This is a genomic window from Streptomyces hirsutus, from assembly GCF_001418415.1.
Lineage (GTDB): Bacteria > Actinomycetota > Actinomycetes > Streptomycetales > Streptomycetaceae > Streptomyces > Streptomyces hirsutus.
The window spans coordinates 1-6,334 of sequence record NZ_LIQT01000603.1 but is presented as its reverse complement, the minus strand read 5'-3'; the positions used below and the strand labels follow the sequence as shown (position 1 = coordinate 6,334).

Annotated in this window: 7 protein-coding genes; 2 read left to right on the top strand and 5 right to left on the bottom strand. The window is 72.0% G+C overall.

What is annotated here, in order from left to right; translation table 11 throughout:
- Nucleotides 1-129 precede the first annotated feature (129 nt).
- The 5 genes from mftE to mftA all read right to left on the bottom strand — a co-directional run bounded on the left by mftE (nt 130) and on the right by mftA (nt 3,942).
- The gene (gene mftE / locus AOK11_RS35590; RefSeq protein WP_107098761.1) at nt 130-987 is read right to left on the bottom strand and encodes a mycofactocin biosynthesis peptidyl-dipeptidase MftE; all 858 of its coding nucleotides are present in this window, start codon (nt 985-987) and stop codon (nt 130-132) included.
- A complete protein-coding gene (mftD, locus tag AOK11_RS35585; RefSeq protein ID WP_055597780.1) occupies nt 987-2,189 on the bottom strand; it encodes a pre-mycofactocin synthase MftD in 1,203 nt (400 codons plus the stop codon). Before mftD ends, mftE begins: the two co-directional genes overlap by 1 nt.
- A gap of 74 nt (nt 2,190-2,263) precedes the next feature.
- Nucleotides 2,264-3,526 carry a mycofactocin radical SAM maturase gene (mftC, locus tag AOK11_RS35580; RefSeq protein WP_055597779.1) on the bottom strand — a complete coding sequence of 421 codons (1,263 nt, stop codon included), beginning with the start codon at nt 3,524-3,526 and terminating at the stop codon, nt 2,264-2,266.
- Nucleotides 3,523-3,804, bottom strand: coding sequence for a mycofactocin biosynthesis chaperone MftB (gene mftB / locus AOK11_RS35575; protein WP_055597778.1), 282 nt, complete (start codon nt 3,802-3,804; stop codon nt 3,523-3,525). The genes mftC and mftB overlap by 4 nt, the downstream gene beginning before the upstream one ends.
- Nucleotides 3,805-3,813: 9 nt before the next feature.
- Nucleotides 3,814-3,942: a mycofactocin precursor MftA gene (gene mftA / locus AOK11_RS38715; RefSeq protein ID WP_063793569.1), complete on the bottom strand. Its 129-nt coding sequence runs from the start codon at nt 3,940-3,942 to the stop codon at nt 3,814-3,816.
- Between the two features lie 428 nt (nt 3,943-4,370).
- Here mftA and mftG point away from each other — a divergent pair, with 428 nt between their 5' ends.
- Together mftG and AOK11_RS35565 are read left to right on the top strand one after the other, a co-directional pair.
- Nucleotides 4,371-5,999 carry a mycofactocin dehydrogenase MftG gene (gene mftG / locus AOK11_RS35570; protein WP_055597777.1) on the top strand — a complete coding sequence of 543 codons (1,629 nt, stop codon included), beginning with the start codon at nt 4,371-4,373 and terminating at the stop codon, nt 5,997-5,999.
- Between the two features lie 114 nt (nt 6,000-6,113).
- On the top strand, nt 6,114-6,334 hold a 221-nt coding region (locus AOK11_RS35565; RefSeq protein WP_478501595.1), incomplete at its 3' end, for a VOC family protein.

Below are 6,334 nucleotides of genomic sequence, written 5' to 3'. Positions count from 1 at the left end.
TCCTCGACGGCGGCCGGGCCCTCCTCGGCGGAAACCCGGTCCGCCTCGTCCGACTCGGCGCCCGGGCCCGGCCGCCGTCGAGGACGCGGGTGGACCGGTCGAGGGTGACCTCGAAGCCACGGGGAAGCGTCATGGGGCGGCTGCCTTCGTGCGGGCGACGACGGAGGGGGTGGTGGACGCGGCCGTGGGGTGCGCCGGTCCGGACGGCACGGCCGTGGGGTGCTTCGGTGCGGGGTGCGCTGCCGGGTCGAGGAGGCGGCCCCGGGGGTCCGGACGGTCCGCGGCGATGCGGCGTGCGGCGACCGGCACCATCGATTCCAGTGCCGCCCGGCCCTCCTCGGCCGTCGCCCCGGTCGGGTCGCCGAGTACTCCTGTGGGAGACACCGCGCGCACACCGCGGGCGATCAGTTCCGGCATGAGGCAAGCCAGTGGCCGCGTATCGCCGGCGACCGCCTCGGACAGGCGGACGTCGGCGGGTGCCAGGTGCAGCATCAGGGACGTCTCGGCACGGCCGGCGTGCGCGTCACCGCCGGGAGTGTCGCAGCCGAGCCATGCCACATCGTGGCCTTCGCCGCGGAGTCGGCCGACCGCCGCGTCGAGCGTGGGCACATTGCCCCCGTGGCCGTTGACGAAGACGATGCGGCCGGCCCACAGCGACAGCGACCGTACGGTCTCCACCAGAACGACGCGCAGCGCGTCGTGGCCGAGGGAGACCGTCCCGGGGAAGCCCGCGTGCTCGCCGCTCGCGCCGTAGGCGATGGTGGGCGCCAGCAGTACGGGGCGGCCCGCGCCCTGTGCCGTGAGGTGTTCCCCGGCCGCGCGTGCCACCGACTCGGCGATGACGCTGTCCGTGTTCAACGGCAGGTGCGGCCCGTGTTGTTCGGTCGAGCCGACGGGCACGAGCACCAGGGCGCCGGCCGGCACGGCCGGCCAGACGGAGCACTCCAGGTCCCGGGCTCCGGACGGACGCCGGGGGTGGGGTGACATCACCGGCCGGCCGTGCCGGCGGCGCGCGGGGCACCGGCGACGCGGGTGAAGCCGTCCGGGACGACCAGGTCGTCCGGTGACAGGTCACGTGCCGAGGAGTGCCCGAGGCCCAGCACCGCCGAGTCGAGTCCTCCCCGCAGGATGTCCAGGACGTTCTCCACGCCCGCCTGCCCGTTGGCGGCCAGGCCCCACAGGTAGGCGCGGCCCACCAGGACCGCGCGCGCCCCGAGCGCGAGGGCCTTCGCGACGTCGCCGCCGCGGCGGATGCCACCGTCGAGGAGGACCTCGATGTCGTCGCCGACGGCGTCGGCGATCGCGGGCAGCAGCCGGATGGTGGCGGGCGTGGTGTCCAGGTTGTTGCCGCCGTGGTTGGAGACCGAGATCGCCGACACTCCGGCGTCGACGGCCCGCAGCGCGTCGTCGACCCGCGTCACGCCCTTGAGCAGAAAGGGGCCGCCCCATTCCGTGCGCATCCACTCGATGTCGTCCCAGGTCGGCGGTGCGGTCTGCATCCATTCGCCGTAGGCGCCGAAGAACGTGGGGGCCTTCCCGCCCGGGGGCTGGAGGTTGGGGGTGGTCAGGTCGGGAATCCGGCCGGATCTGATGAAGGCCCACAGCCAGCGCGGGTGCGGCAGCACGTTCGGTGCGAACCTGACCGCCGTCCTGAGGTCGATCGTCTCGGGAATGGTCGGGCTGCCCCAGTCCCGGCCGTGGGAGAAGGACCAGTCCAGCGTGGCGATGAGCGCCTTGGCTCCCGCGGTGCGGGCACGCTCCATGCGCTGCGCCATGGCCTCGCGCGTGCCGGACCAGTACATCTGGTAGAAAACGTTCGGATTGGCCCCGGTGACCTCTTCCACCGGCTTGGCGGCGAACGAGCTCAGCCCCATGATCACGCCTCGGTTCGCCGCCGCTCGGGCGACCGCCACCTCGCCGTCGGGGTGAACGGCCTGCACGCCCGTCGGTGAGATCACCACCGGGAGGGCGGAGGGGACGCCGAGCACGGTCGTGGAGAGGTCACGTTCCGCGTGGTGACCCACGACCCTCGGGGCGAAGCCCAGTTCGGCGAACGCACCGGTGTTGTCGTCGAGCGTGCGGCCCCGCTCGGAACCGGCCACGAGAGCACCGTAGACAGTGCTCGGCAGGTACTTCTTGGCGCGGCGCTGGGCCTCCGCGACCGTTTCGAACCAGGGATTGCTGCGCATGTACGGCTCTCTCCTGCGGTAGGGGCGGTGACCTGAACCGGGACTCGAGGATCAGGGGTGCGGCGACGGCGTCGTCAGCCGCCGCGGGGGAGGCTCATGCCGGCCAGTGGGTGTTCGTCGCAGTCGCCGACGGGTGGCCGGTCCCTGTCCGGACGGCGGGTGAGGACGAGGTCCACGGGTCCCGGCCCCCGTGCGGGCGAGGTGCGGTGGGAGTGGTCGCCGGACGGCTTCGGGATGAGGCCGCGGTCCTTGGACCGTCCGGCCAGCAACTGCTCTCCGTACCCCTGGACGCATTCGGGGTCGGGGCCGTCGAGCGGAAGCCCGGTGAAGAACTTCGCGGCCATGCAGCCGCCCTTGCAGGTGTCGTAGAAGGCGCAGGAAGCGCACGCTCCGCCGTTCTGCGGCTCGCGCAGGTTTTGGAACAGCTCGGACTCCCGCCACACCTCGGCGAAGCCGCCCGGCCTGCGAATGTTCCCGGCGAGGAACTCGTCGTGGATCGCGAACGGACACGCGTACACGTCACCGACCGGGTCGATGAGGCACACCACACGTCCGGCGCCGCACAGGTTCAGGCCCGGCAGTGCCTGCCCGTAGGCGGACAGGTGGAAGAAGGAGTCGCCGGTGAGCACGGTGTCCCCGTGGGCGACCAGCCAGTCGTACAGGAGGCGTTGTTGTTCGGGCAGCGGATGCAGTTCGTCCCACACGTCCGCGCCGCGCCCGGAGGGACGCAGCCGGGTCAGCCGCAGCTGCGCGCCGTAGCGGTCGGCGAGGGCCTTGAACTCGTCCATCTGCGGGATGTTGTGGCGGGTGCAGACCACCGACAGCTTGAAGTCGGTCATCCCGGCGTCGGACAGGTTGCGCATCGCGCGCAACGCCGTGTCGTAGGAACCGGGCCCGCGCACGGCGTCGTTGACCTCGGCGGTCGCGCCGTCGAGTGAGATCTGCACGTCCACGTAGTCGTTGCCGGCCAGCCGCCGGGCGATCTCGGGGGTGATGCGCACACCGTTCGTGGAGAACTTCACGCCCACGTGGTGTGCGGTGGCGTAGTCGAGCAGCTCCCAGAAGTCCGCGCGGACCGTGGGTTCTCCCCCGCCGATGTTGACGTAGAAGACCTGCATGGCCTCCAGTTCGTCGATGACGGCCTTTGCCTCCTGCGTGGTCAGCTCTCGCGGGTCGCGCCGACCCGAGCTGGACAGGCAGTGCGCGCAGGACAGATTGCAGGCGTACGTGAGTTCCCAGGTGAGGCAGATCGGGGCGTCGAGACCGTATTCGAAGAGGTCCACCAGGCGTGCGGCGCCGGGCGCGGGCCTCGACGTCTGCGGCGTGCTTGCGGTCATGGGAGCCGGTTCCTTTCGACGACCATCGACGAGCGGTGGAGTGCGGCCAGGGCCTTCTCGTACCGGGGCATGTCCTTGTCGTCCACACCGGCCGCCGCGCAGGCGGCCCGTGCCGTGGGGGCCGCCGCCAGCGCTTGGACGACGGCGAGCAGCACGCGGTCCTTGAGGAAGGTGAGCTTGCGCGTGCCGAAGTGGTACAGCAGCGCACCGAAGGGTTCCGGCCGCACCGAGACCTGCGGGTGCAGGTCCCAGGCACGGTCCAGATGCGGGGCGGTCATCCGCGAGGCCTAGTAGACGCCGCACATGCCGTCGATCGAGATTTCCTCGATCAGGTCGTCGGCCTCGATGAGTTCATCGGGCGACGGAATCCCGTCGGGGTGAATGTGCTGGGCCTGGCTGGAGTCGAGGTCGTTCATGCGGCTCTCCCTCATCGGATCGGGTGCGGTCGCACGGCTGCGGCCGTCAAGGGGGGTGACAAGGACGGGAATTGCGCCGGCACGCGGCGCCGTGTGCGGGCCTGATCGCGTGCACGGGCGAACGACGTACTGGACGGCGGAACACTTCGGGGATCATCACAACCGCCGGCCGTACCTTGAGCACCAGAGAGTATTGACATGCGGTGCCAAAAGGAAGGTACTGGTGACGGGTATTTCCGCCGGACCCGCTCTGCGTCCGCCCCGCGGAAGCCCGCCCGCCGCCCGGCTGCGTGAACGTGAGCCATCCCGGTCTGCGGCCGACCACAGAATCGATGTCTCGCAGCCGTCGGCGTGCCTGCCGTCGCGAGGAACAGGGAGGAGGGCAGAGGGACATGAGACCCGGTGTCCATGGAACAGTTCCGTCCCCCGTGCCCCCTCGCCGCGGCACTGCCCCGGTACGGCGTCGCTACGACGTCGTCGTGGTGGGCGCCGGAACGGCGGGGTCGGTTCTCGCGGCCCGGCTGTCCGAGGACCCCGACCGCGACGTGCTCGTGGTGGACGCCGGCCCCCTGCCGCGCGGTCCGGCCGGTTTCGGCCCGGCGCTGCTGGACGGGCTCCTGGTCCCGGGCGCGCAGCCGAACCACCCCGCCACGAGCGCACACCCCGTGTGCCTCACGCCGACGCGGCCGTGGCTGGTGCCCCGCGGACGCGTCCTCGGCGGCTCGTCCACCGTCAACGGCGGCTACTTCGTCCGTGCCCGCCGCGAGGACTTCGACCGCTGGGCCGCCGCGGGCAATCCTGCCTGGTCCTACGAGAGAGTGCTGCCGTTCCTGCGCGCGCTGGAGAACGACCTCGACCACGGTGACGGCCCTCTGCACGGCGACCGGGGCCCGATGCGTATCCGGCGAGGCCGCCCGGACCATCCGGCCGCCGCGGCGTTCCGCGACGCGGCCCACGCCCTCGGATTCCCGGACGACCCCGACAAGAACGATCAGGCACCACCCGGGTTCGGGCCGGTGCCCTCCAACGTGATCGACGGAGTCCGCCGCAACGCCGGGCTCAGCTATCTGCCACCCGAGGTGCTCGACCGCCCCAACCTCACCGCCCTCGGCAGCCGTACGGCCCGCCGGGTCGTGGTCGAGAACGGCCGTGCCACCGGCGTCGTCGTCGAGCACGACGGCCGTCGCTTCGCCCTCGACGCCGGCACCGTGGTGCTCAGCGCCGGCGCCCTCGTCACCCCGCACCTACTGCAGCTGTCCGGGATCGGACCGCGCGCCGACCTCGAACGCGTCGGCATCCCCGTGGTCCGGGACGCCCCGGCCGTGGGCTCCGGCTTCAGCGACCACCCTCAGGTGGTCCTGGAGTGGGCCCCTCGCGACGTCTGGCGCGAACCGTCCGGCTCGTGGCTCGGTGGCTGTCTGCACCTCACCTCCACGGGCGGCACGCTCGCGGGGGCCGGCAGCGGAGGCGGTCCAGGTGATCTGGAAATCCTCCAGTCCCTGGTTCCCCTGTCCCACCTCGTGACCGGTGGTGCGGGTACCGCCGGTGGCCCCCTGCCGTTCCTCGTGTCCGCCGTGGCTCCCCGCCGCACCGGCCGGCTGCGTATCCGCTCGGCCGACCCCACCACCCCGTTGAGCATCGACTACGGCTACCTGGGCAGCCGTGAGGACCAAAGCCGCCTCCGGGACGGTGTCCGCGTCACCGCGGCTCTCCTCGAAAGTCCACCCTTCGCCGGCGTCGCCCATGGCCCGCTCGGTCCGGGCCCCGAGGTCCTGGACCATGACGACGCCCTCGATCAGTGGATCCGCGAGCACCTCGGCACGGCCCAGCACACCTGCGGGACGGTGCCGATGGGACCCGCCGACGAGCCCCGGCACGCCGCCGTGGACCAGTTCGGACGCGTCCACGGCGTACGGGGACTGCGGGTGGCCGACACCTCGATCCTTCCGGACGCGCCGCACCGAGGGCCCGCCGCCACCGCCGTCCTCATCGGTGAGGTCATCGCCCGGGCGATCCGGAACGACCCGAGCGAGCCATGCCCCCGTGATCCGCGGTGACGGCATCGGTATCCGGCATCCCCGGTCGCCCCGTGGGCCGAGGGGCGGTTGTCGGTGCCGGGTGTCACGCTGAGACAACGCGGAACGACACAAAAGCAGCGAAGGGGGCTCGTCGTGATCACCACTGAGTTCGCCCCCGGCTCCCCCTGTTGGCTCGACCTCGGCACTCCTGACGTCCGTGCCGCGGCGGCCTTCTACGGTGCGGTGCTCGGCTGGGACTTCGAGTCCATGGGAACCGAGGGGGACGTGGAGGGCGGGATGTTCCGGAAGGACGGCAGGATCGTCGCCGGGCTCGGCACCCTCACCGAGGAGGGGGTGCACCGGGCAGCAGGCGT

What these genes read in the sequence shown, in the direction of transcription:
- mftD (WP_055597780.1), bottom strand. Translation starts at nt 2,189, where the DNA reads ATGCGCAGCAATCCCTGGTTCGAAACGGTCGCGGAGGCCCAGCGCCGC.
- mftB (WP_055597778.1), bottom strand. Translation starts at nt 3,804, where the DNA reads ATGACCGCCCCGCATCTGGACCGTGCCTGGGACCTGCACCCGCAGGTC.
- mftE (WP_107098761.1), bottom strand. Translation starts at nt 987, where the DNA reads ATGTCACCCCACCCCCGGCGTCCGTCCGGAGCCCGGGACCTGGAGTGC.
- mftC (WP_055597779.1), bottom strand. Translation starts at nt 3,526, where the DNA reads ATGACCGCAAGCACGCCGCAGACGTCGAGGCCCGCGCCCGGCGCCGCA.
- mftA (WP_063793569.1), bottom strand. Translation starts at nt 3,942, where the DNA reads ATGAACGACCTCGACTCCAGCCAGGCCCAGCACATTCACCCCGACGGG.